Source organism: Promicromonospora sp. Populi (assembly GCF_041081105.1).
In the GTDB taxonomy this organism is placed as follows: domain Bacteria; phylum Actinomycetota; class Actinomycetes; order Actinomycetales; family Cellulomonadaceae; genus Promicromonospora.
In genome coordinates this window covers 2,839,305-2,864,937 of sequence record NZ_CP163528.1, presented here as the reverse complement: position 1 = coordinate 2,864,937, position 25,633 = coordinate 2,839,305, and the positions used below count along the sequence as shown (strand labels likewise).

General features: G+C 70.4%; 23 protein-coding genes. 11 read left to right on the top strand and 12 right to left on the bottom strand.

Translation table 11 applies throughout. The features are described 5' to 3' along the window. Positions 1-19: 19 nt before the first annotated feature. Both AB1046_RS12915 and AB1046_RS12910 read right to left on the bottom strand, forming a co-directional pair. On the bottom strand, positions 20-898 hold the full coding sequence (locus tag AB1046_RS12915; RefSeq protein WP_369369710.1) for a hypothetical protein: 879 nt from the start codon (positions 896-898) through the stop codon (positions 20-22). Beyond that, the gene (locus tag AB1046_RS12910; protein ID WP_369369709.1) at positions 895-1,848 is read right to left on the bottom strand and encodes an ABC transporter ATP-binding protein; all 954 of its coding nucleotides are present in this window, start codon (positions 1,846-1,848) and stop codon (positions 895-897) included. Before AB1046_RS12910 ends, AB1046_RS12915 begins: the two co-directional genes overlap by 4 nt. 221 nt (positions 1,849-2,069) lie before the next feature. Here AB1046_RS12910 and AB1046_RS12905 point away from each other — a divergent pair, with 221 nt between their 5' ends. Continuing rightward, entirely contained in the window at positions 2,070-2,972 is a 903-nt protein-coding gene (locus tag AB1046_RS12905) for a Bax inhibitor-1/YccA family protein (protein ID WP_369369708.1), read from the top strand. Between the two features lie 85 nt (positions 2,973-3,057). Here the strand turns inward: AB1046_RS12905 and AB1046_RS12900 are convergent, their stop codons facing one another. Continuing rightward, positions 3,058-5,097 (bottom strand): glycoside hydrolase family 15 protein, encoded by a 2,040-nt coding sequence (locus AB1046_RS12900; RefSeq protein WP_369369707.1) that lies wholly within the window; start codon positions 5,095-5,097, stop codon positions 3,058-3,060. Between the two features lie 178 nt (positions 5,098-5,275). Between AB1046_RS12900 and AB1046_RS12895 the strand changes: the two genes are divergently transcribed. Then, entirely contained in the window at positions 5,276-5,698 is a 423-nt protein-coding gene (locus AB1046_RS12895; protein ID WP_369369706.1) for a YciI family protein, read from the top strand. After that, positions 5,695-7,038: an RNA polymerase sigma factor gene (locus AB1046_RS12890; protein WP_369375693.1), complete on the top strand. Its 1,344-nt coding sequence runs from the start codon at positions 5,695-5,697 to the stop codon at positions 7,036-7,038. Before AB1046_RS12895 ends, AB1046_RS12890 begins: the two co-directional genes overlap by 4 nt. A gap of 68 nt (positions 7,039-7,106) precedes the next feature. Here the strand turns inward: AB1046_RS12890 and AB1046_RS12885 are convergent, their stop codons facing one another. Then, positions 7,107-8,084, bottom strand: coding sequence for a DMT family transporter (locus AB1046_RS12885; protein ID WP_369369705.1), 978 nt, complete (start codon positions 8,082-8,084; stop codon positions 7,107-7,109). A gap of 83 nt (positions 8,085-8,167) precedes the next feature. On the opposite strand from AB1046_RS12885, the gene AB1046_RS12880 reads away from it, so the two are divergent. Then, a complete protein-coding gene (locus AB1046_RS12880; RefSeq protein ID WP_369369704.1) occupies positions 8,168-9,079 on the top strand; it encodes a LysR family transcriptional regulator in 912 nt (303 codons plus the stop codon). A 60-nt stretch (positions 9,080-9,139) separates the two neighbouring features. Continuing rightward, positions 9,140-9,541, top strand: a complete 402-nt coding sequence (locus tag AB1046_RS12875) for an FKBP-type peptidyl-prolyl cis-trans isomerase (protein ID WP_369369703.1) — start codon at positions 9,140-9,142, stop codon at positions 9,539-9,541. Positions 9,542-9,602: 61 nt separating this feature from the next. Here the strand turns inward: AB1046_RS12875 and AB1046_RS12870 are convergent, their stop codons facing one another. The 3 genes from AB1046_RS12870 to AB1046_RS12860 all read right to left on the bottom strand — a co-directional run bounded on the left by AB1046_RS12870 (position 9,603) and on the right by AB1046_RS12860 (position 13,497). After that, complete coding sequence (locus AB1046_RS12870) at positions 9,603-11,600, bottom strand: adenylyl cyclase (protein WP_369369702.1); 1,998 nt, start codon at positions 11,598-11,600, stop codon at positions 9,603-9,605. An 86-nt stretch (positions 11,601-11,686) separates the two neighbouring features. Beyond that, positions 11,687-13,099, bottom strand: a complete 1,413-nt coding sequence (locus AB1046_RS12865; protein ID WP_369369701.1) for a class I SAM-dependent methyltransferase — start codon at positions 13,097-13,099, stop codon at positions 11,687-11,689. Continuing rightward, entirely contained in the window at positions 13,096-13,497 is a 402-nt protein-coding gene (locus AB1046_RS12860) for a DUF5997 family protein (protein ID WP_369369700.1), read from the bottom strand. Before AB1046_RS12860 ends, AB1046_RS12865 begins: the two co-directional genes overlap by 4 nt. A 136-nt stretch (positions 13,498-13,633) precedes the next feature. Here AB1046_RS12860 and AB1046_RS12855 point away from each other — a divergent pair, with 136 nt between their 5' ends. The 3 genes from AB1046_RS12855 to AB1046_RS12845 all read left to right on the top strand — a co-directional run bounded on the left by AB1046_RS12855 (position 13,634) and on the right by AB1046_RS12845 (position 16,185). After that, positions 13,634-14,623, top strand: coding sequence for a LysR family substrate-binding domain-containing protein (locus tag AB1046_RS12855; protein ID WP_369369699.1), 990 nt, complete (start codon positions 13,634-13,636; stop codon positions 14,621-14,623). A 139-nt stretch (positions 14,624-14,762) separates the two neighbouring features. Further along, positions 14,763-15,062 carry an LPXTG cell wall anchor domain-containing protein gene (locus AB1046_RS12850; RefSeq protein WP_369375691.1) on the top strand — a complete coding sequence of 100 codons (300 nt, stop codon included), beginning with the start codon at positions 14,763-14,765 and terminating at the stop codon, positions 15,060-15,062. A gap of 568 nt (positions 15,063-15,630) precedes the next feature. After that, positions 15,631-16,185, top strand: a complete 555-nt coding sequence (locus AB1046_RS12845; protein WP_369369698.1) for a hypothetical protein — start codon at positions 15,631-15,633, stop codon at positions 16,183-16,185. Between the two features lie 92 nt (positions 16,186-16,277). Here the strand turns inward: AB1046_RS12845 and AB1046_RS12840 are convergent, their stop codons facing one another. From AB1046_RS12840 to AB1046_RS12820, 5 genes are all read right to left on the bottom strand, one after another. Further along, entirely contained in the window at positions 16,278-18,452 is a 2,175-nt protein-coding gene (locus tag AB1046_RS12840) for an alpha-galactosidase (protein WP_369369697.1), read from the bottom strand. Between the two features lie 130 nt (positions 18,453-18,582). Then, on the bottom strand, positions 18,583-21,129 hold the full coding sequence (locus AB1046_RS12835) for a glycoside hydrolase family 2 protein (protein ID WP_369369696.1): 2,547 nt from the start codon (positions 21,127-21,129) through the stop codon (positions 18,583-18,585). A 121-nt stretch (positions 21,130-21,250) separates the two neighbouring features. Next, on the bottom strand, positions 21,251-21,853 hold the full coding sequence (locus AB1046_RS12830) for a pentapeptide repeat-containing protein (RefSeq protein WP_369369695.1): 603 nt from the start codon (positions 21,851-21,853) through the stop codon (positions 21,251-21,253). A gap of 109 nt (positions 21,854-21,962) precedes the next feature. Next, complete coding sequence (locus AB1046_RS12825) at positions 21,963-22,556, bottom strand: hypothetical protein (protein WP_369369694.1); 594 nt, start codon at positions 22,554-22,556, stop codon at positions 21,963-21,965. After that, positions 22,553-23,554 (bottom strand): hypothetical protein, encoded by a 1,002-nt coding sequence (locus AB1046_RS12820; protein WP_369369693.1) that lies wholly within the window; start codon positions 23,552-23,554, stop codon positions 22,553-22,555. The genes AB1046_RS12825 and AB1046_RS12820 overlap by 4 nt, the downstream gene beginning before the upstream one ends. Positions 23,555-23,680: 126 nt before the next feature. Between AB1046_RS12820 and AB1046_RS12815 the strand changes: the two genes are divergently transcribed. The 3 genes from AB1046_RS12815 (at position 23,681) to AB1046_RS12805 (ending at position 25,633) form a co-directional block, all read left to right on the top strand. Beyond that, positions 23,681-24,460, top strand: coding sequence for a metallophosphoesterase (locus AB1046_RS12815; RefSeq protein WP_369369692.1), 780 nt, complete (start codon positions 23,681-23,683; stop codon positions 24,458-24,460). A 10-nt stretch (positions 24,461-24,470) separates the two neighbouring features. Further along, positions 24,471-25,079, top strand: coding sequence for a YdeI family protein (locus tag AB1046_RS12810; protein ID WP_369369691.1), 609 nt, complete (start codon positions 24,471-24,473; stop codon positions 25,077-25,079). 92 nt (positions 25,080-25,171) lie between these two features. Then, positions 25,172-25,633, top strand: coding sequence for a PucR family transcriptional regulator (locus AB1046_RS12805; RefSeq protein WP_369369690.1), 462 nt, complete (start codon positions 25,172-25,174; stop codon positions 25,631-25,633).

Genomic DNA, 25,633 nt, shown 5'->3' with positions numbered 1-25,633 from the left:
CCGAGAACTGGCGTCAGCCCTATGCGTCCTGGAGCTTCAGGCGCGTCGCCGCACCCGCCAGCACCAGCGCCGTGTAGCCGGCCAGCACGCTTATACCTACCCAAGGTTCGAGCGCGCCTTCGAACGTCCCGCCGTTCGGGGTGATCTGCGCGCCCGCGATGCTGGGCAACAGCTTGGTCACCCAGACGACCCAGTCGATGTTGCTGGCGAAGGCGACCACGCCCGCGAAGATCGTGGGTACTACGAAGAACAGCGCAGCCACGGTGAAGATCGCGCCTGCGGTATGGCGCAGCAGCGTGCCGATCCCGAGGGAGAAGAGCGCCACCAGAACGACATAGATGACGACGCCACCGAGCTGCCGCACCTGTGTGCTGTCCGAGAAGTCGACGGTGGAGTCGATACCGTCGAGGATCGGGTAGGTCACTGCCCACGCGACCGCGAGCGACACGATCGTCAGCACGGCAGTGACCCCGGCGAGAACAAGGGCCTTCGCGAAGAAGGCGGTGAGCCGGTCGGGCACCGCGGCAAAGGTGGAGCGGATCATCCCGGTGCTGTACTCGCCCGTGATGATCATGCAGCCCAGCACCGCGACGACGAGCGCGGCGGTGTCGTACCCACCAGCTACGACGGCAGTGCCCGGTAGCAGCCCGCCCGCGGCCTGGGCATCGGGCACATCGGCCATCTGCTCACTGATGAACCGCGCCACGAGCGCCAACGCAAAGGCGAAGCCCACCATCACCACGACGGTCGGGCCGAGCGTCCACCACGTCGAGCGCAGTGTCCACAGCTTGATCCACTCCGAGTGCAGCACCCGCCAGAAGGTCACCCTCTTCACGGGGGTGTGCGTCGTCGGGCCCGAGACCGGTCCGCTCGCCGGAGCGGTGATCGTCGCGCTCATGCCTTGCTCCCCTCAAGGTCGGACGTCGCGCCGGCGTGGGCGGTCATGTCCTCGGACTGGTACTCCACCGAGTCGGCGGTCAGCGACATGTACGCCTCTTCGAGCGTGGACGCGACGGGCGTGAGCTCGTGCAGCACGACCCGGGCTGAGGCGGCGAGCTCGCCGACGGTGGCCGCGTCGGTGCCGCGGATCTCCAGCAGGCCGGGCTCGATGGCGTCCACCTGGGCGTTCGTGCCTTTCAGCAGCTCCGCGAGCACCGTGGCCTGAGGCGACCGCACCCGGATCAGCTTGCGCTCCGCGCCGTCGACGATCTCGGCGACCGGGGCGTCGGCGAGGATGCGGCCCTTGCCGATCACGAGCACGTGGTCGGCCGTGAGCGCGACCTCGCTCATCAGGTGGCTGGACAGGAAGACCGTGCGCCCCTCGGAGGCCAGGAACTTCGCGATGTTGCGCACCCAGAGCACACCCTCGGGGTCCAGGCCGTTGACGGGCTCGTCGAGGATCAGCGTGCGCGGGTCGCCGAGCAGGGCCGCCGCGATGCCGAGGCGCTGGCCCATGCCGAGCGAGAAGCCGCCCACCCGCTTGGTCGCGACGGGGCGCAGACCTGTGAGCTCGATCACCTCGTCGACGCGCTTGGTCGCGATGCCGTGCGTGGCAGCCATGGCGAGCAGGTGGTTACGTGCCGTCCGGCCGGTGTGCACGGCCTTCGCGTCGAGCAGTGCGCCGACCTCCGCCAGCGGACGACGGTGCGCGGCGTACGGCTTGCCGTTCACGGTGACCGTGCCGGCTGTTGGCCGGTCCAGCCCAACGATCATGCGCATGGTGGTCGACTTGCCGGCGCCGTTCGGGCCCAGGAAGCCTGTCACCTGGCCCGGCTGTACGGTGAACGAGATGTCGTTCACGGCCGTCTTGGCGCCGTACTTCTTCGTCAGGCCTCTGGCCTCGATCATCAATAACCCTTCCATCTGACAGGCTCGTGGTCTGGGGTCGCTGGGCGGTCACATCAAGTCTGGTTGTTACTACGAGAGTAGGGAGCCGACGGCGGCCGCCGCACCCTTTACCGGCCCGGATCATCCCTTGGGCGGACCCGCTTCATCCCTTGGAATGACCCGGGAACTCCTGAGCCCGTCCCAGCGTTCCCTAGGATGGTCAGACAGACCAGGAGGAGCAGATGAGCAACCCCGTCTTTTCAAGAAGCGACGTCTTCGGTGAGCCCCGTCGCACCGGTGCTGCAGGCGCACGCCGCGGCGGCACCGCCACCTACCCCAACCAGACTCCCGCATATGGCACCGCGCCGCAGCCTGGCCAGTACGGTCAGTACGGCGCCGCGGGTCAGCAGCCGACTGATGCGGCCGACCTCAACGCGATGTACCAGTCGCCGTCCGCCACCACGGCGGACACGAAGCGGCTGACCTACGACGACGTGATCATCAAGACCGGTGGGCTGCTCGCTCTCCTGGTTGTGGTGGCTGCGGCGACGTGGACGCTTGTTCCGCCGGCGCTGCTGGGCACCGTCATGATCGTGGGCGCGATCGCCGGCCTGGTCCTTGGCCTGGTCAACGCGTTCAAGCGGAACCCGAGCCCCGCGCTCATCGTGCTCTACACGGTGTTCCAGGGTGCGTTCCTCGGCGCGATCTCGCTGTACTACAACACGGCGTTCGAGGGCGCGGTGACGCAGGCCGTCATCGGCACGATCTCCGTGTTCGCCGTGAGCCTGTTCCTCTTCAAGAGCGGCCGGGTGCGGGTCACCGCGAAGTTCACGCGCTGGCTGATGTTCGCCCTGATCGGGTACGCCCTGTTCAGCCTCATCAACTTCGTGCTGCTGCTGACGGGTGTGCTGGACGGCTTCGGTATGCGTGCCGGGCCGATCGGCGTGATCGTCGGCATCATCGCCGTCGGCCTCGCGGCCGCCTCGCTGATCGTCGACTTCGACTCCATCAAGCGGGGCGTCGAGGCCGGTGCTCCCGCCAAGATGGCTTGGTCGGCGGCCTTCGGCCTGCTCGTGACGCTGATCTGGCTGTACCTGGAGCTGCTCCGCCTCGTGGCGATCATCAGCAGCTTCAGCCGCGACTAACACTCCTGGCCAGCTGTAGGTCCTAGATGACTGAGGCGTGAACCCCTTCCGGGGTTCACGCCTCAGTCATGTTCAGCGGGCGAGCTCAGACCGGCCGAGGAGCCCCGAAGTACCCCTTCTCCGCATCGCCGCTCTCCGCCTTGATCACGTGCATGACGGCGTTGATCAGGGCCAGGTGCGTGAACGCCTGCGGGAAGTTCCCCAGGTGCCTGCCGCTGCCCGGGTCGATCTCCTCGGCGTAGAGGTCGAGCGAGGACGCGTAGCCGAGCAGCCGCTCGCACAGCGCCCGGGCCCGCTCCACCTCGCCGATCTCGACCAGCGCGGACACGAGCCAGAACGAGCAGATGGTGAACGAGCCCTCCTCGCCCCGCAGCCCGTCGTCGGTCTCGTCGGTGCGGTATCGCAGCACCAGGCCGTCCTCGGTGAGCTCGTCCGCGATGGCCAGCACGGTCGCCCGTACACGCTCGTCGTCGGGCGGCAGGAACCGCAGGAGCGGCACGAGCAGCAGCGACGCGTCGAGCGCCGGGTCGCCGTAACGCTGCGTGAAGACGCCGCGCTCGTCCACACCCCTGGTGCAGATGTCCTCGAAGATCTCGTCGGCTATCTTCTGCCACGACTTGGCGTAGTCGGGCTCGTCGTACAGCCGGGCGAGCTTGGCGCCGCGGTCCATCGCTACCCAGCACATGAGCTTGGAGCTGGTGAAGTGCTGCGGCTCGCCGCGCACCTCCCAGATGCCGCGGTCGGGCTCGTGCCAGTGCTTCGCGGCCTCCTCGACCTGCCGCTTGAGGATGGGCCACAGCGACTCGGGCAGCTGGTCGCGCGACTTGGCGTGCAGCCACACGGAGTCGAGCACCGCGCCCCACACGTCGTGCTGGCGCTGGTCGTACGCGGCGTTGCCGACCCGCACGGGCTGCGCCCCCTCGTAGCCGGACAGGTGCGGCAGCTCGAACTCCTCCAGCGTCTCCTCGCCGCCCACCCCGTACATGATCTGGAGCTGCCGGTTGTCGCGGCAGACGTCCTGGATGAACGCGAAGAAGTCGTTGGCCTCGCGTTCCAGGCCCAGGGTGTACAGCCCCCAGAGCGCGAACGTCGAGTCGCGGATCCACGCGTACCGGTAGTCCCAGTTGCGCTCCCCGCCCGGGGTCTCGGGCAGGGACGTGGTCGCCGCCGCGATCAGCGCGCCCGTGGGGGAGTAGGTCAGCCCCTTCAGGGTCAGCGCGGACCGCTGCAGGTAGACGCGCCACGGGTGGTCGGGGAACTGGCCCTGCGTGATCCAGTCGCGCCAGAACCGCTCGGTGCGCCACATGGCGTCGAGCGCCTCCTTGTAGCTGGTCGGCGGGTTCTGCGAGCCCCAGGACATCGCGACGAACTGCTCGTCTCCGTGGGTCATCCGGGTACGCGCCGTGGCCCGCTTGCCCTCCAGGCCGAACCGCAGGCTGGAGCGCATGTGCAGGTCCGGGTTGGAGTCGCCGATGTGGGCCACCACCGCGGAGTACCCGCTGTTCTCGTACTCCCAGTCGACGTCGGACCGCGCGTAGTCCGGGCGCGGCTCGCACTCGACCTCGAGGTCCACCGTGCCCGACACGCACTTGATGGTGCGCAGCAGGATGTGCTCGGCGTCGTCGTCCGTAGGCGTGCGGCGGTGCGTGCCGGAGCGTGACTCGAGGTCGTGCCACGGGCCCATCAGCATGGCGTCGCGCACCACGAGCCAGCCGGTCTCCGTCTGCCACGTCGTTTCGAGGATGAGCGTGCCGGGCAGGTAGCGGCGTGCCACGGGCACGCGCACACCGTGCGGCCCCACGCGGAAGTGGCCGGCCCCGCGGTCAAGGATCTTGGCGAAGATGCTGGGCGAGTCGGGACGGGGGATGCACATCCACTCCACGCTGCCCGACGGCGCGATCAGCGCGTTGGCCTCGCAGTCCGAGAGGAACCCGTACTCGCCGATGTGCGGGAACTTGCTGCGCCCGTCCCACACGCGCGAGGCGGCGGGTTCGCTCGACGTCTGTCCCGTCGCCGGGCCCGGGTTCGCGGGCTTGTCCGGCGACTTGCGCCGCCGGCGGGAGGTGGCGGATGTCGGTGGGGCGTCGACGTCGGCCCCCAGCGACTCAATCGATTCGAGCGTCATGAGACTCAAGGGTTCACTACGTTCCGCGCGCGTGGCAAACCGGGCCGACGTGGTGTCCGAAACGCCCGGCCGTGCCCTCGGCAAGAGAGTTTTACGGCCGTGTCGATCCCGGGGTTTCCCGTTCGACCTAGGAGTGAGAAGGTCCCATCAGGGGCCCCAGACCACAGGAGAAGGAACCATGACGAAGTACATGCTGATCATGCGCTCGACAGACGAGACGATGGCCGTCTACGAGGACATGGACTTCGAGAAGATCATGAACGACATGGGCAAGTTCAACGAGGACATGATCCAGGCGGGCGTGCTCGTCGCCGGCGAGGGCCTCACGGACGCTACCGAGTCCGTCGTCGTCGACTACTCGTCCGAGACACCCGTCGTGACCGACGGTCCGTACGGCGAGACCAAGGAGCTGTTCAACGGCTTCTGGATCGTCGACGTCGCCTCCAAGGAGGAGGCGATCGAGTGGGCCAAGCGGGCACCGCTGGCCGGGCCGGGGAGCAAGCTCGAGATCCGCCGGGTACAGCAGATGGACGACTTCCCGCAGGACAACGAGCACGTCCAGAAGGAGCGCGCGTGGCGCGAGTCGACCGGCCAGCTCTGAGCGAGCAGGATCCGGTCCCGGATCCGGCCGACGGCGAGGACGCCGCGCGGCGGGCCGTCGAGGCGGTCTGGCGGATCGAGTCGGCGCGCATCGTGGGCGCGCTCACCCGCTACACCCGCGACTTCGAGCTCGCCGAGGACGTGGCTCAGGAGGCGCTCGCCGAGGCGCTCGTCTCCTGGCCGCGCGACGGCATGCCGCGCGACGGCGCGGCGTGGCTCATCGCGACGTCGCGGCGTCGGGCGATCGACGCCTTCCGACGTCGCTCGGGCCGGGACGAGCGGTACGCCGCACTCGCGCACGGCCTGGCCGAGGGGGAGGCGGTATCGGGTGCCGCCGCCCCCTCGGCACGGCCCGGACCGGGCGTCGTCGCAGGTGAACAGGGTTCTGACCCCGGGATGTTCGATCCCGACCGGATCGACGACGACGTGCTCGCCCTCATGTTCGTGTCCTGCCACCCCGTGCTGTCCCGGGAGGCGCGGATCGCGCTGACGCTGCGTGTTGTGGGCGGCCTGACGAGCGACGAGATCGCCCGCGCCTTCCTCACCCCCGTCGCGACGGTGCAGGCCCGCATCACCCGAGCGAAGAAGACGATCGGGGCGGCCCGGGTCCCGTTCGAGGTGCCCGACGGCGCGGACCGGGCCGCCCGGCTCTCGTCGGTGCGTGGTGTGCTGTACGTGATCTTCACCGAGGGCTCGTCCGCGACGTCGGGCGAGGACTGGATCCGGCACGAACTGGCCCACGAGGCCGCGCGCCTGGCCCGGGTGCTGACCCGGCTCGCGCCCGAACCGGAGACGTTCGGCCTGCTGGCACTGATGGAGCTGACGGCGGCGCGGTTCCCGGCCCGGGTGGGGCCGTCGGGGGAGCCGATCCTCCTGGAAGACCAGGACCGGCGTCGCTGGGACCGGGCGGCGATCATCCGGGGCCGCGCAGCGTTGCGCGGGGCCGTCGGTCCGGCGGGCATGGGCGCGTACGCCCTGCAGGCCTCGATAGCGGAGTGTCACGCCGTGGCCCGTTCGGTGCCGGAGACCGACTGGGAGCGGATAGTCGTGCTCTACGAGGCGCTCGGCCGCCTCGCGCCGTCGCCGGTGGTCGACCTGAACCGGGCGGTGGCGGTCGCGATGGCGCACGGGCCCGACGTCGGGCTGCGTGCCGTGGACTCTCTGGCCGACCGGGGTGTGCTCGCCGGATCGCACCTGCTGCCCGGCGTGCGCGGCGAGCTGCTGGCGCGCCTGGGCCGCACGGCCGAGGCCCGGGGTGAGTACCTCCGCGCGGCCGAGCTGTGCGGCAACGCCGCGGAGCGTTCGGTGCTGGAGCGTAAGGCCCGCTCCTTCGAGTCCTAGGTTTCTTCGCTTTCGGACGGCTGAGAGCGAAGAAACCTAGGACTCGAAAGGGCGGCCGATCGGACGCCTCAGCGGAGGCGGAGCGTCGCCACCAGCACGCCCGCCAGGCACAGCGTGCCGCCGATCAGCGCGACCGGCGTCGGGACCTCGCCTAGGAGGGCCCAGGACATGAGGACCGCTAGCGGCGCGGCCGCGTACGTCGCCGCGCCCAGCCGGCCCGCCGTCGTCCGAGTGAGGGCGAAGCCCCAGGTGACGAACGCGATGGCGGTGGGGAACACGCCCAGGTAGACCACGCTCAGGGTGGCCGACGTCGGGGCCGTGGCGAGGCCGTCGAGGAGCGCCGGCGTGAACGGGAGGCACGCGACCGTGCCGGCCAGGCAGCCCAGCCAGGTCATGGTCAGGGAGTCGACCTTCGGCAACAGGCGCTTCTGCAGGATGGTGCTCCCGGCGTAGACGACGGCGGCGACCAGCCCGAGGGCGACGCTGATCGTGTCGGAGGCGCCGCTGGAGGTGGCCAGGGCGATGCCCGCGACGCCCGCGAACGCGATACCGATGCCCAGCAGGAGTCGCGCGGGGAAGCCCTCGCCGAGCGAGATCCCGGCGAACACCGCGATGAGGATGGGTGCGAGCCCGACGACGAGGGCCGCGGTGCCCGCGTCCAGCGTGCGCTCCGCAGCGTTCAGGGCGAGGTTGTACAGCCCGAACCACAGCACTCCCCAGACGACGACGCCCACCAGCGTCCGGCCGCGCGGCAGCCGCAGCTTGCCCGCGAGCCCGGCGATGATCGTGAGCGCGAGCGTGCCGACGAAGATCCGGCCCAGGGCGAGTGCGCCGGGGGAGAAGTCCTGGCCGGCGGCCCGGATTCCGATGAAGGCGGACGCCCAGAGCACGACGGTCACCGCGGCTGCCGCCGGGACGAGATAGCGGTTCGTGGTGGGCGGGGCGGGTGGCGCAGCCGGGGCCGGCGGGGCGATCAGGGGCATCTCCGAAGCCTCGTCCGCGCCGCGGTGCGTCGTCTGGCGGGTATCGGCCGCGGTGTTCGTCATGGTGCGATGGTGGCCCCGGACCACCATGAAGCACCAGCGACTGTTTCTACATCTGAATTCAGTCTCGCTGTACAGTGGAGTGCATGCTTGACGTCCACCGCCTCCGCGTCTTCCGCTCCGTCGTCGCCTCCGGATCCATCGGTGCGGCGGCGGCCAATCTCGGCTACACACCGTCCGCTGTCAGTCAGCATGTCTCCGCGCTGCAGCGGGAGACCGGGCTCAAGCTCCTGGCGCGGCACGGCCGCGGCATCCGGCCCACCGCCGCGGGCCATGCGCTCGCCGCGCAGGCCGACGGGGTGCTCGAACGGCTCGGCGAGGCGGAGTCCATGGTCGCCGACCTGCGCGCCGGCCGCACGGGCTCGCTCTCGATCGCGTACTTCGCTTCGGTCGGCTCGGCGTGGCTGCCCGACGTCGTCCGCACCTTGACCGTCGAGTTTCCCGGAGTGCGGCTGGACCTGGAGCTGTCCGAGCACATCCCGGACAAGACCGAGGACCGGGCCGACCTGCAGGTGGCCGTCGGGCAGACCGGGTTCGACCCCGGGAGCGGCTTCACCGCGCACCATCTCCTCGACGACCCGTACCTCGTCGTACTGCCGCGGAGCCACCCGTTCGCCGGCCGCGCCGAGATCGAGCTCGCCGAGCTGCAGGACGAGCGCTGGGTCGACAACGACTTCGCCCGAGGCTGGTGCCGCCGCAACCTCCTGGAAGCCTGCACGGCCGCCGGGTTCAGCCCCACGTTCCACGTCGAGGCGCACGACTACCCGACCGCCGTCGCGTTCGTGGAGGCCGGGATCGGCATGACCGTGCTGCCCGAGCTCGGCACCGTCCAGCTCCCGCCCGGCACCATCGCGGTGCCCGTGGTGCGGCCCACCCCGGTGCGCTCGATCTACGCGGTGCTGCAGGACGCCGTCGCGCACACACCGCCCGCCATCGCCGCCCTGGAGGCGATGCGGCGGGTTGCCGTCGCTTCGCGGGCCGCCGTGGTGGCCGCATAGGGTGTTCGGGTACCGACGCCGGGGCGTATCCGGCGTCACCCCGATCGAGAGGTAATCCTCGTGACCACGCTTCCTACCGCCTCCGGCGCCTTCGGTGACAAGCCGGAGCTGACGTTCCCCGAGGGCGATGCACCCTCCGGCCTGCAGGTGCAGGTAATCGCTGAGGGCAACGGTCCGGTCGTCGAGTCCGGGCGCACCATCGTGGTGAACTACCTGGGCCAGACCTGGGGCGGCCACGTCTTCGACAACTCGTACGACCGCGGCACGACCATCGACTTCCCGATCGGCGTCGGCGCCGTCATCGGTGGCTGGGACAAGGGCATGGTGGGCCAGAACGTCGGCTCGCGCCTGCTGCTCTCGATCCCGCCGGAGCACGGCTACGGTGCGCGTGGCGTGCCGCAGGCCGGCATCGGCGGCGGGGACACGCTGGTCTTCGTCGTGGACGTCGTCGACGTCAAGTAGGGCTTGCTGAGTGCGGGGTATCTGTTGGTGCTGTCCCAACAGGTACCCCGCACTCAACTGTCTACGGGTAGGCGATCACCTGTGGGGAGGCGAAGCTGCCCACCGCCGGGGCGCCCGTGTTGTTGATGACGTGGTTCAGGCCGCCCGAGCCGTTGAGGAACACGCTCGTCATGGACCGGAACCGGACGTTCGGCCTGTTCGGCGTCTGGATCCCGGACTCGACCCGGATGTCCACCCCCTGGTTGAAGAACGAGTACACCCCCAGGCCGATCGCCTCGTGGCTGGTCACGTTGTCCGCCACCCGGTACGAGGCGTAGCCCAGCCGACTCCCGTCCATGAAGGCGGCCTGGGACGGCGGGTCGTACGGGATCTCGCTCTGGTAGAAGATCGTGCGCCCGCGCTCACCGTTCCAGATCGTCTGGTTCTCCTGGTAGTGCTCCACGAACAGGCCGGTCGCGGTGACGTCGTCGCCGTTGACCACCACGCCGTGCGCGCCGGTGTTGGTGCCCCACCCGATGCCCTGCCCGTGGTCCCCGCGCCACGCCCAGATGTGGTCGAGCAGCGTGAAGTCGCTGTTCACCTCGATCGAGGTGTCCGCCTTGCCGACCCAGGGGCCGCCCACGCGGACGAACACGTCGCTGAGCGTGGTCGGGTCGGTGGCGAAGCCGGCCCCGTTGCCGGGGGTGCCGACGCGCACCAGGGTGGCGGACTCCGGCACGTTCGCGTCCACGGTGATCCCGGCGACGACGACGCCCGGGACGTCGCCGATCTGGATGGCGGCGTTGCCCGCCGTCGGGGTGAGCGACGCGTAGCCGAGCCCCAGCACCACGGTCCGGGCCCGGTTGACCTGGATCGGGGCGTTGAGGTTGTACACACCCGGCGTGAGCAGCAGGTGCTTGCCCGACGAGACCGCCGCGTTGATGGTGGCGGCCGTGTCGACGCCCGAGCGGGCCACGTACACGTCGGTGATCGGGATGGTGCGGCCCGACGCCGCGCCCGTGCCCCAGTCCACGCCCTGGCTGTTCGTCCTGGCGTTCGGGACGAAGACCTTGAGCTCACCGTCGGTGCCGCGGAACAGGAACGGGGCCTCCCGGCTCACCGGTGTGCTCGCGACGGTCGTCTTGACGCCGCGCGCGTTGTTCGGCAGCACCTGCCCGAAGTCCGTGGCCGGAGCGCCCTGGACGCCGGAGAACACCATGTTCCAGACGCCGCCGTCCCAGACACCCACCTGGCTGTTGCGGGTGAACCACTGCTGCTGCGAGCCGGTGGCGATGGTGCCGGACACCCGGGAGTTGGCGAGATAGCCGCCGGAGGCGAACTCGCCGTACCGGCCGAAGACAGTCAGGCTGCCCCGGATGTCGACCCGGCGCATCGGTGCCGCCTGGGACACGGCCCAGCGCATCTGGTGGGGATCGGCCACGCCGGCCGGATAAGGCAGGCCGGCGTCGGCGCCCACGGGGCGCTGGATCGGGTTGAACGCGAGGTTCGACATGGAACGCCAGAACCGGGTCAGCGAGCCCGGGTCGCCGCACGCCCAAGGGCTGTTGGGGCAGCCGACGACGGGCTCGACGTGCAGGGCGCCGTTGATCAGCACGTCACCCGGCTGCCCGCCCAGGCCCGATATCGACTCGTAGTAGCCCACGTTGGCGTTCACGATGCCGGTCGCGGTGGCCGGGTTGTCCTGTCCGGCGGCGCTGCCGTAGGTGCCGGGCTCGAAGAACACCTGGTGCCGGTCGAGGCTGAACTCCGCCTCGTCGTTCACGGTGTCGAGGAACTGGTTGATCCGGTCAGTGGTCCAGGTCGGGTTGATGAACGTGACGTTGGGCCCGAAGTCCGGGTCGACGGCGGCCTTTCTGGGGCTCTGGTTCGGGTTCTTGTTCGAGGTCGCCGCCTGTGCGGCGTCGGACTTTGTCGGGGAGGCCTTTGCCATGACTCTGCCCTCGACGGTGGCGGTCGGCGCGGCGGTGGCAGGCAGCGCGGTGACCGCGGCACCCGCGGCGAGCGAAGCTGCGACCGCCGCGACGGCGGCGCCGCGCAGGGTGGTGCGAAGTGTCCTCATTGACAGGTCCTTCGGGCTCGGGGCAGGCCCGGTGGAGACCGGTCGCGCTGCCGGTGCGAATGCGCCCGTCCGAGCGCCCAGCCAGGCTAGCCGCGTACCTCGGGTGGGACAGTAAGTGGTCTCCGCAGACTCCGTACCACGGTGAACTTCCGGTCCTGGGCGATGTGCTCCGTCGGCCCGACGGCGCGTTCCAGCGCCGGGCGGTAGTGCAGCCCCGTGTTGAAGACGGTCCACAGCTCGCCGCCGTCGCGCAGGATGCGACCTGCGGCGGCGAACATGCGGTGCGCCGCGTCCGTGCTCAGCGCGGCGCGGTCGTGGAACGGCGGGTTGAGCAGCACGAGGTCCGCCGAGCCGTCGGGGATCGGGAGCAAGTCCCCGGCGTCGCCTCGCACGACCGTGTGCAGGACGCCGTCCGCGGTACGTCTGGGCCCGACGCCGTTCGCGGCGAGCGTCGCGGCGGCCGAGGCGCAGGCGGCCGCGCTCCGGTCCGTCGCGAGCACGTGAGCGTCGGGGAAGCGCAGCGCCAGGACCGTGGCGAGGATGCCGGTGCCGCAGCCGAGGTCGACGGCGACCGGGTGGGCGTCCATGCCGGGGATGGGGGTGCTGGGAGTGTCGGTGGCTCCAGGTGCGGCCTGCGTCTCAGCCGTGGAGGCCGCCGGGGAGACCTGGGCATCTGACAGGTCGGGCCAGCGGTGGGCCTGCGCAAGGAGGAAGCGTGTGCCGTGGTCGAGCGTGGCACCGGCGAAGGCGGCCCCGTGCGCGACGACGGTCAGGCCCGCGGGGGTGGGTTGGGCGGGGTTGTCGCCTCGCGGGGCGATCGCGGCCAGGATCTCCCGGTCGGTCAGCCGGGCCGTCACCGGGTACGTCAGCGGCCCGACGTCGGACCGCGGCTCCCGGGCGATCAGCAGCCGCGACTTCTGCCGCGCGAGCGAGGCGCTGACCTGGGCGAACGATGCGCTGAGCACGTCGTTCATCGCGTGCGTCATGTGCTTGACCCGGCCGCCGGCAAGCAACGTCACCGCCGGGTCCGCGTACCGGGCCACGTGCTCGGCGATCTCGGTCAGCTCCGCCAGCGACGCCGGCAGCTGGAGCAGCACGAGCCGCGCGCCCTTGAGCAGGTTGGGCTCGAACTTGTCGTACCCGGTCAATCCCAGCGGTCCGGGTTCCTGCGGGACCGGCGCGTTCGCTGCGGCCCGTGCATGCCCGTCCCACAAGTCCTTGGACGCCAGTGCGGAGTTGGCGGACAGCGCCGCCTCGGCCGTGATCGCGTCCTGGTGCCCCCGGACGCCGTCGGCGCCGAGCGCGAGGGCGCCCAAGGTCAGGGCGCCGAACCGGTCACCGATCACCACGACGCCGCTCGGGTCCTGCTCGATCAGCGCGGCGGCCTCGTCGAGCAGGAGCCGGTCGGTCGCGTCCACGGCGACGGGGCCGTCTGCTCGCGAGCCGTCCTCGGGGTAGGGGATCAGCCGGGCGAGGACGGCGTCGACCTCGGGACTCACCGCGTGGAGCGGGCCTTCTTGTCCGCGGCCTTGCGCTCCTCCTCGACGCGGTCCTCCTCGGCACGCACCTGTGCGGCGATCTCGCGCTCCTGGGTCAGCCAGGCCGGCGGATCGTCGCGGAGCTCGTTGATCTGCTCGGTGGTCAGCGGCTCGGTGACGCCGCCGCGGGCCAGGCCCGCGATCGAGACGCCGAGGCGCCCCGCAACGACCGGCCGCGGGTGCGGGCCGTTGCGGCGCAGGTCGGCCAGCCACTCGGGCGGGTTGGTCTCCAGCTCCTCCAGCTCCGCGCGCGTGATCGGGGTGTCCTGGAACTCCTGCGGGGTGGCAGGCAGGTAGACGCCGAGTCGCTTGGCGGCGTTGGACGGCTTGAACCGCTGCGAGGAGAAGGAGGAACTCATGGTCCCAGGGTATCGGCGCACGCTCCCCGCGCTCTCCACAGCGGACGTGATCCTCGCCGCTTGCCGACCGGCCTCCTGCGCGGATGCCTCCGGCAGCCCGACGGCCGCCCCGGCGCTGGGCCCGTAGCCTTGGCACGTGAGCCAGCCCGTGCCCGACGTCGGACCGCCCGTCCCTGCAGACCACCCGTCCGCGGAGGTGACCGGCGGCGACGTCGTGACGACCGCCGAGGCCGCCGACGTCGACCCGGACGTGCCGCGCTTCCGCCTCGCCTACGTGCCCGGCGCGACACCCGGGAAGTGGGCGAGCGTCTGGCGTGAGCGGCTGCCCGACGTGCACTTGGAGCTGGTGCAGGTTGAGTCCGCGGTAGTCGCTTCCGCGCTGGAGGCGGGGGAGGCAGACGCCGCTATCGGGCGTCTCCCGGTCAACAAGGACGTGTTCTCCGCCATCCCGCTCTACGAGGAGGCGTCGGTGGTGTGCTTCTCGCGGGACCACGTGCTCGCGGCCCTCGACGAGGACGAGACCGTCTCCAGCGCCGACATCGCCGAGGAGACCGTCTGGGTCCCCGCGGACGACGTCCTCTTCGCCGTCGTCCAGGTCCCGGGGATCCCGCCTGCCGACCCGGACGGCAACCCGCTGGATCCCCTCCCGACCACTGCCGACGTCGTCGCGACCGTCGCGGCGAACGTGGGCCTGGCCGTGCTGCCGTTGTCGCTCGCGCGGCTGCACCGCCGCAAGGACGTGACCTACCGCCCCCTCGTCGACGGGCCGACGGCGCCGGTGGGTCTGGTCTGGCCGACCGACCGCACCACGGACCTGGTCGAGGAGCTCATCGGGATCGTCCGCGGCCGCACCGTCAACAGCTCACGGGGCCGCGGCGGCCCGTCGGCTGCTCGACCGGCCGAGGACGGCGGGACGACCGCGGCGACCGGGAAGGCCGCGCGGAACGGGAAGAGCACATCGGGCGCAACCGGCGGGGCCAGGGCGCGTTCCGGCGCCGGGCGTGGCGGGGCGAAGGCCAGCGGGGCGAAGGGCACCGGAGCGAAGGGCGGCGCTCGCGGCGGTGTGCAGCGGGGCAAGGGCGCGCGCCCGGCGTCGAAGGGCAAGAAAAAGGGCAAAGGCCGGTAGGGCGAGAGCCAAGCCCCGTGTAAGAGATTTTACCGAGATGGACCGATATTGGCGTTCCGCGCCATCGTCGCTACGATCCGGTAGTCGTGCCCGGTATCGGGCGTGACTACCGGACCGTGAGGAGCGCTCAGTGCGCAAGATGACCGTCATGGGAGCCTCTGCGCTCCTCGCCGCCGGCCTTGTCGCCTCGCCGGGCGCCGCACTCGCCACACCGCTGTCCACCGCCTCCGACCAGCGGCTGAGCGTGGACATCGGATACCTCGCCGACGCCGTCAACCCCGTCGAGGCCGACGTCGCACCGTCCGTCGAGGACGAGCGCGAGGAGCTCGCCGCGACCGGGACCAGCTCCGCGATCGGTTTCGCGCTCATCGCGATCGCCCTCGTCGGCGGTGGCGTGACCCTCACTGTGCTCCGGCGCAAGGGCGTGTTCGACGGCTGACGGACGCGCCTACGTGGCCGGCGTGGCGGTCACCTGGCCTGAGCCCCGGCTCGAGGCGTGGCATCGCCCAGGTGCTCGCCCTTCTTTATGAGCGGGTGAATTCTTTCGATCCGGGGTGAATTTCTGCTAGTGCGGTGCTCGTTCGGCCTGGGTGGGTTTAGCCGGGTTTTCGAACCCGCAGCGAAATGGACAGCGCGCCGCGAAGCGCCGCGTTCTGGTCGCGTTCGGCCAGCAATTCTTGGTTTGAAACCATGCAATGGCGCGCGGTGAGCGAGATTGTGGCCGGCGTAGCGAGTGCATCAGCGCTGGTCCCCGGCTCCTGGTAGGCGTGAACACTGGTCGGAGCCGTGCGAGGCGAAAATGGATACGCCAGTGCATTCGTGTGCACGCATTTTGATCCGGCAGCTTGGATGCGGAGCGGATATCGAGCTCGCGACTGTTCTTGCTTACGAATAGATATGTCCGTTTGATTCCATTGCATGGAACCACGGCCGGATCTACCGTCAAAGTGATAGGCGCGCTATACCGGTTATTGCGCGCTCTCCACCGAGACAAAAGGACCACCGAGATGAAACGTATATCCGCGCTGGGAGCCGCTGCGCTCCTGGCGCTCGGCCTCTACGCCACGGCCACGGCGGTGGCGAGTGCAGGACCGGTTTCAGCAGCCGAGGAAAACGTCTGCCCCGCAGACGGCAAGGTTGAGGTGGTCGGGAACCACCCGTCCGTAACCGTCACGGCCCCCGAGGGCATGGTCATCACGGGCTACTGCGTGAAGGCCGGATCCGCCCAGCAGGGAGACGGGCCGGAGTTCATCTACTTCGACCCACCGGTCACCGAGGTGACGATCACGCACTCGACCGGCAAGGACATCAGCCACTACACGGTGATCTACGAGCCGGTGTCGACTCCCACACCGACTCCCACACCGACTCCCACTCCGACGCCGACGCCCACGCCGACGCCATCTGAGGAGCCGACCCCGACGCCGACGCCGTCCGACGAGCCGACGCCTACACCCGAACCGTCCGAGGAGCCGACGCCGGTGAAGACGCCGGAACCGTCCGAAAAGCCGGTGCCTACCAGTGAGCAGAGCCCACCGAACAAGCTCGCTTCGACGGGTTAGGCCGAGGCAAGCGGAACCTGGGCGAGACGGAACCGAACCTCCGGTCCTGTCTCGCCCAGCTTCTGTCTCAAGCTGCTCTGCTTCGCGGTCGTCTACTCCGCCGGCGTGGCGGTCACCTGGATGATCAGCGCCTGCATCGGCCAGAGGGTGGGTAGCTGCAGCCCGACGTCGGTCAGCACCGAGCCGGGGATGTCCGTCGCGTCCTTGCCCAGCCAGCCCGGGGTGATCCCGCCCAGCCACTGCGCGGTGCCCACCTCGTCGCGCACCCGCACGCTGTATCGCCGGGTGGGGTCGAGGCCGTCGAGCCGCAGGCGCTCGATCAACGCGTCCTCCGGCGACGCCACCGACGCGACGGTCCATACGCCCGCCATCCGGTCGGGTGAGACGAACCCTGTGACCCGCAGCGCCGGGTCGACGACGTCGGCGTGCACGACCGTGCCGGTGTGTACCAGCGAGCGGAGCTCCTTGTAGAGCGCGGCGTACGCCGTCACGGTGGCCAGCTCGTCGTCGGTGGTGGCCAGCAGGTCCCATTCGAAACCGGCGTGTCCCTGCAGGGCCGTGGCCACCCGGTAGGAGAGCTCGGTGGTCCGCCCCGACGAGTGCGACGGCGAGGGGCCCACGTGCGCGCCGATCAGCTCGGGCGGCAGCACGAGCGACGTCCAGCGCTGGATGTCCTGCCGCTCCACCGGGTCGTTCGAGTCCGAGGCCCAGACTCGGTCGGTGACCTGCAGGATCCCCAGGTCGGTCCGCGCGCCGCCAGAGGAGCACGACTCGATCTCCAGCCCCCGATGGTCCGCCTTGAGTCGCGCGATCAGGGCGTACGCGGCCAGCGTCTGCACGTGGGTACCGGGCCGCGCCACGCCGTCCGCGCCGACGTGGACGGGCTCGGTGAGGTCCCGGTTGTGGTCCCACTTGATGAAGTTGATCCCCAGCTCCGCCACCAGGGCCGAGATCTGGGCGCGCACGTGCTCCCACGCGTCGGGGTTCGCGAGGTCCAGCACGTACTGCGTGCGGAACGACAGCCCGTCGGGCGACGGCACGGCGGCCGGGTTCGACAGGATCCACTCCGGGTGGGCGCGCGCCAGGTCGGAGTCCAGGTTGACCATCTCGGGCTCGAACCACAGCCCGAATTCCATGCCGAGCTCGTGCACCAGGCCGGCGAGCGGTTCCAGTCCCTCGGGCCAGACGTCGTGATCGACCACCCAGTCGCCCAGCCCGGCGGTGTCGTCGCGCCGGGAGTGGAACCAGCCGTCGTCGAGCACAAAGCGCTCGACACCCACCGCGGCGGCGCGCCGCGCGAGCCGCTCCAGCTTGGCCGGGGAGTGGTCGAAGTACACGGCCTCCCAGGTGTTCAGCACCAGCGGACGCGGGCTCGTCACGTGCTGCGGGCGTGCCCGCAGCCACGTGTGGAACCGGTCCGCGACGCCGTCCAGGCCCGCGGGCGACCAGGCGAAGTACGCGACCGGTGTGCGGTAGGACTCGCCCGGCGCCAAGCGGACCTCGCCCGGCCGCACCAGCTCGCCCGCCCCGAGGAGCGTGGTGTGCTCGGTCAGGTGGTCGACCCGATGGGTGACGTCGGAGCTCCAGCCCAGGTGGGTCGCCCACGCCTCGCCGGTCCGGTTTCGTGGTGCTCCGGAGGACGCCACCGTCACCCACGGCGCGTCGTGGCCCGACCGCCCGCGCCGGGTCTGGCGGGCCGTGCTGCCGGCCGGCATACCCGTGGTGACCGGCAGCTTCTCGCGAGACCAGCGGCCGCTGAACTGAGTCAGCTGGTCCGCCGATCGCGGGACGGGCAGCGTGGCCTCGAGCCAGTGCACGTCCACCGGGCTCTGGCCGTTGTTGGTGAGCTCGTGCCACAGCAGCACCAGCCCGCCCGCGCCGATCTCCAGGCGCGACCGCAGCGTGAGCCCCAGGTCGGTGTCCCGGGCCGTGACCGTCAGCTCCGCGATGTCCCGCTCCGCCTCGTCGACGGTCCAGCGCGGGAACAGCGGGACGCCGTCCGACACCACGAGCAGGCCCGGGCGGCCTGCCCAGCCGTCCGACTCCTGCGGCAGCAGCGACGGACGCCAGGCGGCGTCGAGCGTGCCGGGCGCGGTCTGGCGGCTGGTCGCCGCGTCAAGTGCCAGCAGGTCAGCGGGTGCCAGGGCGCCCAGATCGGCACCCCAGTGGAGCACCAGCGGCAGACCCCGCGCGGGGTGCGCGACCACGAGCGCCACGCCGTCCCGCCGCAGCACCGACCAGCTGGAGCCCTCGTCGATCATGTTCATGCTGTCCTCCCGCCCCTGGACCACACGGTACGCGCGGTCACCGACATCAAGATCTTTGTTGTGGGCGCGATCCTTGCGATCATTCGCCCGGCTTAGGCGCAACGATCCCGCCCACAACCAATCTGGTTGGCTACGACAGGTCGTTTTCCGTGCGGAGCACCGGCCGTGAGGTCAGCGCCGCCGGGTCTCGGCCGGCGGTCGTCACGTGGAACACCGTCGTTGTACCCGCCGGCAGGTCGATCACCTGCTCGTCGACCTGCGCGTCCGGGTCGAGTCGGTCGACCAGCAGCGACACCCCCAGCGCCAGTGACGTGGCGGTCACCTCCACGCGGTAACCGCCGTCCTCGGCGGTGACGGTGGTGCGCACCGGGGCGGGATCGAGCGTGAGGTCCTTGCTCTCCACCCACGTGTGGATCCCGCGCACGTCGCCGAGGGTCACGACCAGCACCTCGTTCGTCACGTCGGCCGCGGTGTTCAGGTCGTCCGCCAACGGGACCAGCGTCACCGAACGTGGCGGTACGGAAACTTCGCTGCCCGACGCCGCCAGCACCTCACCACTCAGCGTGGTCCGGGCGGCGTCCACCTGCCCGGTCCACGGCGCGTCGGTGTCGTTGACCAGCGCGGCGACGAGCCCGTCGCCGCGGGGCTGCACGGTCACCACCCGGTCGGCGAACGCGTGGCGCATCGCGTACCAGAGCGGTTTGCGCCGGCCGTCGCCGTCGATGGCCGCCCAGGAGGTCACGGGCCAGCAGTCGTTGAGCTGCCACACGATCGCGCCCGCGGTCCGCGGCCACCACGACCGGTAGTGCTCCAGGGCGTACTGGATCGCGCGCGCCTGGTTGAGCTGCGTGGCCCAGTGCCAGTCGACGAAGTCGTCGGGGATACCCAGGTGCGGGGCGAGCCCGTGGTCGAGCTTTTCATTGCCGCCCCCGGCCTTCTGGTGCAGCAGGAAGACCTCGGAATCCTTGAAGCCCTCCGGTACGTCAGCGCTGTCAGGAGCGCCGGCGTTGTCAGGAAGGATGGCCCGCGCGGTCGTGGCCCAGGTCGCCGGGCCCTGGAACCCGAACTCCGACGCGAACCGGGGCACGTCGTCGCGGTAGTGCGTGTAGTCGACCTTGTTCCAGACGTCCCACTGGTGGTGCGTGCCGTGGTTCGGGTCGTTGGGGTGCATCTCCTCGGGTGTGAACCCGGGGGAGTAGGGCGAGCCGTTCGAGTAGGGCCGGGTCGGGTCGACCTCGGCCAGGACCCTCGGGAAGAGCTCGTAGTAGTAGCCGGCGCCCCACGTGAGGTCGCCCAGCGGCTCCTTCCAGTCCCAGTCCTCGTGGCCCCAGATGTTCTCGTTGTTGCCGTTCCACAGCACCAGTGACGGGTGCGGCGCCAGGCGGGCCGCGTTCTCCCGCAGCTCGGCCTCGAACTCGGCCCAGTGCGGGTCTTCCTCGGGGTAGGCGGCGCAGGCCAGCAGGATGTCCTGCCAGACCAGGACGCCCTTCTCGTCGCAGACGTCGTAGAAGTCGTCCGACTCGTAGATGCCGCCGCCCCACACCCGCAGCATGTTGAGATTCGCGCCCAGCGCCTGGTCAACGCGCTGTTCGAGGCGCTCGCGCGTGATCCTGGTCAGCAGGTGGTCGTCGGGGATCCAGTTGGCCCCCCGAGCGAATATCGGCTTGCCGTTGATCAGGAACGTAAAGCTCGTGCCGTGCTCGTCGCGGCTCCGGTCCACCTCGACGGTGCGGAACGCGACCCGGCCGGACCATGCGTCCAGCGGCTCCGAGCGGTCCTCACCGTTGCCCTCGTAGAGGGTCACCTCGATCGGGTACAGGGGCTGCTCGCCGTGCCCGGCCGGCCACCACAGGTCGACGTCGGGCACCTCGAGCTGCCCGGTGAAGTCCTTGATGTGGGCAGAGTCGTCGCCGCCGTACGACCCGATGGTCTGTCCCCGGCCCCCGACGGTGACGTCGACGATGAGCGGCCCGGAGACGGACAGGCCAGAGGTCTCGACCTCGACCCGCACGTCGACCAGCCCCGTGCCGTCGTCGGCCACCGTCACCAGCGGCGTCACTCGGGCCAGCCGCGCCACCCGCCAGCGCTGCACCCGCACGGGCTTCCACAGGCCGGCCGTCTGCAGGTCGGGGCCCCAGTCCCAGCCGAAGGAGCAGGCCATCTTGCGCACCATGTTGAACGGCTGGCCGTAGGCCATGGGCCGGGTGCCGAGGCGCTGCTCCTCGGCCTCGGCGGTCTCGAGCGCCGAGTCGAGGTCTACCACGAGGTTGGCCGGCGTCCCGACGAGCTCACGTACGTCGTACCGGTAGGAGCGGTGCATGTTCGCGGTACGGCCCAGGTGGGTGCGGCCCTGGCTGACGCCGGTTCGCTCCACGTCCGTGTCGACGGCGACTGCGGCCACCGTGTCGATGCCCTCGAAGAGCAGGTCGACGCGCTCGTCGGGCGCCGCGGCCGGCTCGTCGAGGACCGTGGCGTACCGCCAGGTGGCGCGCTTCATCCAGGCGAGCGACGTCTCGTTGGTGCCGAGATACGGGTCGGGGATGAGCCCCTGCTCCAGCAGGGCGGTGTGGCTCGTGCCCGGGACCGTCGCAGGGACGGGGACCCCGGCAAGATCCGCCGGGACGGGGCCGCCGGTAGCGGTCAGGGTCCAGTCGGTCAGGTCGCGGCTGATCTTCATCGATCGTCGTCCTCCCAGAGCAATGCCCAGTAGCGTGTGCGAGCGGACCCGAGCATATGGCCGATAAGTGTGTCCGATCGAACCGATATCACTGGGCGGTCCGCACGGCCGTCGGGCCTGGTCAGTCGGGCCGCACAACCAGGCCGAGCATCTCTGCCAGCAGGATCGCCTGGGCCTCGCTGACCACCGCTCCGGTGACGTTCGCCTTGAGCGGGTCGAGCGTGGACAGGTCGCTGCCGCGCAGGTCGGCGTTGGTGAGGTCGGCTTGTTCGAGGTCCGCACCCGACAGGTCGCAGCCGACCAGCACGATCCCGGTCGCCTTGATCCCGGCCAGGTCGGCCTCGCGGAAGCGGACGCCGTCGAACTGCGCACCCGCGAGGGCGGCACGGTGCAGGTCGGTGAACGACCAGTTGCCGCCGTCGACCTTGAGCAGGTCGAACCGGCAGTCGTTGAACTGCGAGCCCACCAGCTTGCAGCGTTCCAGCGTGGCATCGAAGAAGACGCAGGCGTCGAAGACGCACGACGTGAACGCGAACTCCGTGAGGTGCGCGCTGTTGAAGCGCACACCGCGGAACACGCACGAGTCGAACGTGGCGCCCGTCCCCGTGGCCTCCGTCATGTCCACGTCGGCGAACAGCGTCGCCGCGTGTTCCTCGCCGGACAGGTCGCGGGCGTACCAGTCCTCGTTGGTGACGGAGCGCTCGGTAGCGGGCATTCGGATCATGCGGCCGACCCTACGGGGTCACTCTGACACTCCCGCGGGCCGGCCGGGTGCGTCAGGCGGCGCCCGGGAACGGGACAACGCCGGCGAGAGCGGTGGCGGTCCGCCGCTCTCACTCTGGCCTGGGTACGAGTTTCTGCACAAGGAGACGAACTCGTGCCTGCGTGGCAGGTGCTGGCGATGCCCGCCGTGCGCCTGGTGCGCCAGCGGCGCCGAAGAACTGGTGCAGGTACGCCGCCGCCTCGCGCCCGCTCACACGGGGAGGCCAGTCGCTGGCTTCGAGACCCGCGTTTTCCGCGGACTCGAGAAGCCTCCAGACGTCGACGGCGTCCCGGTCCGTGAGGCGTTCCCGGTATGCATACGACTTGAGGATGAGCGCGGCGCGAACGTCGGGGAGCAGCAGGGACAGGTCAACGGTCCTCCCCGTGCTCAGGTGGGCGGCCAGAACCACTTCCGTGGCAGGTAGAGCGAGAGCGAGCGACAGGCCGGGCACAGCATCAACGACCAGGGAACCAAGCTGCTGATTGGGTTGGTGCTTGCCGCCAGACGACGGGACGAGCACATCGATGACGCGTCGCTCGTCGGGGTCGCCGCGGACGAAGCGGTACTCGATACCGAGCGACGCGCTGATCGCGGCGACGTCGGCTGCCGCGAGCCAGGCGCCGTCGGTCGCGACGGACGGCGAAGCTAGTTGGAGAGTGGTCATGTGGAAGTTCCTTGCGCTGCGAGGTGTCGGCGGAGGGCGAGGGCGGCGTCGTCGTGTCCCTGATGGACGAGGTCGATCCACACTCGCCATGGTGGGAGCATTGAGGCACCGTTCTCAGCACGCCTGGCCGACTTCAGGAGGTACGGGTCGTCGGAGACGGCGAGGAAGAGGTTTGCTGCTCCCGCAGTCGTCGGGGTGGCGCTGGTCTCCTGGAGATCGACGGGTGTTGTCGTCCAGATCCAGGCGGTTGCTGGCCGGGACCAGGGTGCGAACGAGTCGGCTGCGACGTCGCCGCCGATCGCATGCTCGATGCCCTGCTCCGTCAGATGGGCCGCGGTGCGTTGGGCGGCGGCCACAGGTGCATCGAGGGTGAGCCAGGAGGTTGCCATCTTCGGTCGCCATGGATAGCGGGACAGGAGCCAGTCGGCGAGTTCGTCAGGTGACTGCGCCTCCCATCCGGTACGGGTGCGTCGAATCGCGGCACCCATATCCCGTAGCGCCTGGCTGACTCGTGGTTGTGTGACGCCGATCCGCTGCGCCAGGGCGTATTGCGACACGTCGGGCGTCTCGAGCAGTTCAAACCCGACGGCGTACGTCGCCCAGGGAACGCGACCCGGACGTCTGCCCGGTTCCGATGCGGTGACGGGATCCGCCAGGTTGCGCAACCCGGCCGACGAGTACAAGAAACCTGTGACAGGAGTTCGTGGTGACGAGGGGACGACGAGTAGCGACACGTTCTCGTCCAGTGCGGCCCGCCTGACACCGGCACTCGCGGTGGGAACGACGACCAGGAGTCGAAGGCCTTGTTTGCGTGCCGCCGCCGCATGACTGTGGATTCCCGCCGGACGGAGCGGCGTGGGAAAGACCTTGATGCGATAGGCGGTGGTCGGCCAGTCGACGCCCCTGAGTACGACGTCAGCGTCGCTCTCCGATGACGGTGCGGTGGCGACCAGCCCTAACCGCTCGGCGATAGTTGACCAGGGTTCGGTGATAAGCATCAGACACCTTTCCTGCCTATTGCTTATACTCTAGATCACTTTCCGCTACGGCGCGAGCGCGTCTGCTCATTCTGCCGACGGCAGATCCCAGTGGTACGGCCGCGAGGCAGGCGCCAAGGTCGGCACATGAACAGCGAGGTCTCAGCGGTAGCCGTCCTGTCGGACATCCACGGGGTCCTGCCCGTCCTGGAGGCGGTCCTCGCGGAGCCCGACGTGGTCGCCGCCGACCGCGTGGTCGTCACCGGTGACCACGCCGCCGGCCCGCAGCCCGTCGAGGTGCTGGACCGCCTCCGGTCCCTGGGCGACCGGGCCCTGCTGGTGCGCGGGAACGCGGACCGTGAGCTCGTGTCGCTCGCCCGGGGCGGCACCACGGACATCCCCGATCCGGTAGCGCCCTGGGCCGCGGCCCAGCTTCGACACGACGACGTCGCACTGCTCGCCGGCCTGCCGTATCCCGCGGAGCTGACCGTCCGTGGTTTCGGCCGGGTCCTGTTCTGCCACGCCACCCCGCGCGACGACGAGGAGGTGGTGCTCGTCGACTCCTCCCTGGAGCGCTGGGCCGAGGTGCTCGGCGGGCTCGACCCCGCCGTCGCGACCGTCGTCATGGGCCACACCCACATGCCGTTCGTGCGACTCGTCGACCGGCGCCTGTGCATCAACCCGGGCAGCATCGGCATGCCGTACGGCCGCGCGGGCGGGTCGTGGGCGCTCCTGCGGGACGGCCAGGTCGAGCTGCGGCACACGCCCGTCGACGTCGAGGCCGCCGTGGCCGCTGTCGCCGCCGGAAGCGCGTATCCCGCTGCGGAGGAGTGGGCGCGGGAGTACGTGACGTCGGCCAACAGCGACGCCGATGCGCTGCGAGCGTTCGGGCCGAGGGACGGCCGCGATGTCAGTGGTCCGGCGTAGCGTCCTCTCCATGGCCGACACCGACCCCGAGCTGCTGATCACCGACGCCGCCGCCTGGCGCGCCTGGCTCGACGAGCACGAGGCGATGTCGGACGGCGTCTGGCTGATCCTCGCGCGCAAGGGGAAGGCCGGGCCGACGAGCCTGACCCGCGACGAGGCGCTCGACGAGGCGCTGTGCAGCGGATGGATCGACGCACAGGCCCGCGGCCGGGACGACAGCACGTCTCTGCAGCGGTTCTGCCCCCGCAGGTCGCGCAGCCGCTGGTCGGCACGGAACGTGCGGATCGTGGACCGCCTGATCACCGAGGGCCGCATGCGCGCCCGCGGCCAGGAGGAGATCGACAAGGCGAAGGCCGACGGTCGATGGGAGGTCGCGTACGAGGGCAGCAAGAACTTCGAAGTGCCGCCCGACCTCACCGAGGCGCTCGCGGCCAGCCCGCGCGCGGCGGCGATGTTCGAGATCCTCACGGCCCAGAACCGGTTCGCGATCCTGTTCCGGATCACGGCCGTCAAGAAGCCGGAGACCAGGGCGCGGAACGTCGCCAAGTTTGTCGGCATGCTGGAGCGGGGCGAGACCGTCCACCCGCAGAAGCGGAAGCTGGACGGCCAAGGCGACTGAGTCTCGACCAGGAACTGCCCAGGAACCGCCCTTGAGATTCACCCGAAAACTCCAATAGAGTCCCCGGGTCGAGGCCGAGACGGGGGAGGGTCGTGGACAGCGAAGTCGTACTGCGGCTGGACACGGGGGACGTGCTCGTCACGTTCGTTCCCACGGCGCCGGAGGTATTGCCCGGAGTCGTCCGCCCCGCTGGCGTTCCGAAGGTCCGCCTCCTGGCCCGGCCGGAGTCCACCCCCGCGACGGCGGTCGGCTCCCTCGACGTGGTGGCCGCGCGACTTGCCGCCGACGGCGTGGCGGTGCACCCCGGCCTCGAAGCGCTGCTCGACCTGCCGGAGGCCGCGCCCCTGCTGCACACGCTGGAGACGTACCTGGAGCTCGCGTGCAGCGCACAGGCGACGGCCGAGGCCCTGCACCTGCACCGCACCTCGCTCTACTACCGGCTGCAGCGCGTCGAGCTGCTAGCCGGGACCGACCTGAAGGACGGCACGGAGCGCCTCGCCCTGCACCTGGCGCTCAAGGTCGCCCGGGCCGCAGGGCGGCTGGCCGGATCCTGA

What these genes read in the sequence shown, in the direction of transcription:
- AB1046_RS12915 (WP_369369710.1), bottom strand. Translation starts at nt 898, where the DNA reads ATGAGCGCGACGATCACCGCTCCGGCGAGCGGACCGGTCTCGGGCCCG.
- AB1046_RS12910 (WP_369369709.1), bottom strand. Translation starts at nt 1,848, where the DNA reads ATGATCGAGGCCAGAGGCCTGACGAAGAAGTACGGCGCCAAGACGGCC.
- AB1046_RS12905 (WP_369369708.1), top strand. Translation starts at nt 2,070, where the DNA reads ATGAGCAACCCCGTCTTTTCAAGAAGCGACGTCTTCGGTGAGCCCCGT.
- AB1046_RS12900 (WP_369369707.1), bottom strand. Translation starts at nt 5,097, where the DNA reads ATGACGCTCGAATCGATTGAGTCGCTGGGGGCCGACGTCGACGCCCCA.
- AB1046_RS12895 (WP_369369706.1), top strand. Translation starts at nt 5,276, where the DNA reads ATGACGAAGTACATGCTGATCATGCGCTCGACAGACGAGACGATGGCC.
- AB1046_RS12885 (WP_369369705.1), bottom strand. Translation starts at nt 8,084, where the DNA reads ATGACGAACACCGCGGCCGATACCCGCCAGACGACGCACCGCGGCGCG.
- AB1046_RS12880 (WP_369369704.1), top strand. Translation starts at nt 8,168, where the DNA reads ATGCTTGACGTCCACCGCCTCCGCGTCTTCCGCTCCGTCGTCGCCTCC.
- AB1046_RS12870 (WP_369369702.1), bottom strand. Translation starts at nt 11,600, where the DNA reads ATGAGGACACTTCGCACCACCCTGCGCGGCGCCGCCGTCGCGGCGGTC.
- AB1046_RS12860 (WP_369369700.1), bottom strand. Translation starts at nt 13,497, where the DNA reads ATGAGTTCCTCCTTCTCCTCGCAGCGGTTCAAGCCGTCCAACGCCGCC.
- AB1046_RS12850 (WP_369375691.1), top strand. Translation starts at nt 14,763, where the DNA reads ATGACCGTCATGGGAGCCTCTGCGCTCCTCGCCGCCGGCCTTGTCGCC.
- AB1046_RS12845 (WP_369369698.1), top strand. Translation starts at nt 15,631, where the DNA reads ATGAAACGTATATCCGCGCTGGGAGCCGCTGCGCTCCTGGCGCTCGGC.
- AB1046_RS12840 (WP_369369697.1), bottom strand. Translation starts at nt 18,452, where the DNA reads ATGAACATGATCGACGAGGGCTCCAGCTGGTCGGTGCTGCGGCGGGAC.
- AB1046_RS12835 (WP_369369696.1), bottom strand. Translation starts at nt 21,129, where the DNA reads ATGAAGATCAGCCGCGACCTGACCGACTGGACCCTGACCGCTACCGGC.
- AB1046_RS12830 (WP_369369695.1), bottom strand. Translation starts at nt 21,853, where the DNA reads ATGATCCGAATGCCCGCTACCGAGCGCTCCGTCACCAACGAGGACTGG.
- AB1046_RS12825 (WP_369369694.1), bottom strand. Translation starts at nt 22,556, where the DNA reads ATGACCACTCTCCAACTAGCTTCGCCGTCCGTCGCGACCGACGGCGCC.
- AB1046_RS12820 (WP_369369693.1), bottom strand. Translation starts at nt 23,554, where the DNA reads ATGCTTATCACCGAACCCTGGTCAACTATCGCCGAGCGGTTAGGGCTG.
- AB1046_RS12815 (WP_369369692.1), top strand. Translation starts at nt 23,681, where the DNA reads ATGAACAGCGAGGTCTCAGCGGTAGCCGTCCTGTCGGACATCCACGGG.
- AB1046_RS12810 (WP_369369691.1), top strand. Translation starts at nt 24,471, where the DNA reads ATGGCCGACACCGACCCCGAGCTGCTGATCACCGACGCCGCCGCCTGG.